2 protein-coding genes are annotated in these 1,139 nt (G+C 67.2%); both read left to right on the top strand.

All coding sequences use genetic code 11. The annotated features are described in order from the left end of the window. Positions 1-101: 101 nt before the first annotated feature. Complete coding sequence (locus tag GGD82_RS21675; RefSeq protein WP_150060332.1) at positions 102-284, top strand: Com family DNA-binding transcriptional regulator; 183 nt, start codon at positions 102-104, stop codon at positions 282-284. Between the two features lie 6 nt (positions 285-290). Beyond that, positions 291-1,064: a Mom family adenine methylcarbamoylation protein gene (locus GGD82_RS20780; protein WP_211364668.1), complete on the top strand. Its 774-nt coding sequence runs from the start codon at positions 291-293 to the stop codon at positions 1,062-1,064. Positions 1,065-1,139: the final 75 nt, after the last annotated feature.

The following is a 1,139-nucleotide window of genomic DNA, read 5'->3' on the forward strand; positions in this document are numbered from 1 at the left end:
ACGCCCCGAGCCGAATGTCCTAGGCATCCCCACGTCCACGTCGGCCGCCATGAAACGCGGCCCGCCCTCGCGAGCCCGCGAGGCGATGACTGGGGACCATCATGACGGGAGAGTCCATACGCTGTGTCCGGTGTGCCAAAAAGCTCGCCGAACTCAGCGACTTCAAGGCCGGTTTCATCGCCATCAAATGCCCCCGCTGCGGGAGCATGTTTACCATGAGGGCCGCGACTCCGTCGCCGGCGAGCCCCGCATCCGAGCGCCCCGGAGCGCCGGACAGGGAGTAAGGCCATATGGCCACCCGCCGCCCCCCACACCATCCGCCCGCCGCGCCGCCGCATGTGCGCCGGCCGACCTCCGAAACGCCCGACTATATCCGTGGATCGAACGGGGTCTGGGGCTTCGGGTGCCGGAACTTCTACGTCGCGGCGATCCCGCGCGCGGACGCCTGCCGGATGGTGATCGCAAACCACTACAGCCGGAGGATCGTGAACAACAGCTATGTGCACCTGGGCGTCTTCCTCGACGGTCAGCGAGTCGGGGTCCTGCAGTTCGGGTATTCGATGAACGCCATGCACGCTGGCAAGGTCGTCGCCAACACCGGCCCGACCGAGCACCTGGAACTGAACCGCATGTGGCTGGACGATGCCGCGCCCCGCAACAGCGAGAGCCGGGCGTTGAGCTACGCTATGAAGTATCTGAAGCGGGCATGCCCGAGCGTCCGGTGGGTGCAATCTTTCGCGGACGAACGGTGCGGGCGGCTGGGCGTGGTCTATCAGGCCGCGAACTTCCTGTTTCTGGGTTCGCACCTGACCGCGTTCTACACCCTCGACGGCGAGACCTATCACAGCATGCTGTTGACGGCCCATCGCAAGGCGGGCCAGCGCGGCGAGTATCTGCGGGCCAACCTGAACCGGGCGGAGCGTCATCGCCTCCGCCAGTTCCGCTATGTCTTCTTCCTGAAACCATCGGCGCGGCGCGACCTGAGGATGCGCCCGCGCCCGTATCCGAAGCCTCCGGGAGATGGGGCCACCGCGCCGGCCCCGCCGCCCGCCAGCGGCCGCTAAATCATGCCGCCCCGGACGCCTGTCCGGTGTGCCAAACCGGTGCAGATTTGTGCCAAATCCGCCGCCGCGCTACAG

The organism is Roseospira marina (assembly GCF_014197855.1).
GTDB classification, from domain to species: domain Bacteria; phylum Pseudomonadota; class Alphaproteobacteria; order Rhodospirillales; family Rhodospirillaceae; genus Rhodospira; species Rhodospira marina.

Coding starts and splice junctions, on each gene's coding strand:
- GGD82_RS21675 (WP_150060332.1), top strand. CDS start 102: ATGACGGGAGAGTCCATACGCTGTGTCCGGTGTGCCAAAAAGCTCGCC.
- GGD82_RS20780 (WP_211364668.1), top strand. CDS start 291: ATGGCCACCCGCCGCCCCCCACACCATCCGCCCGCCGCGCCGCCGCAT.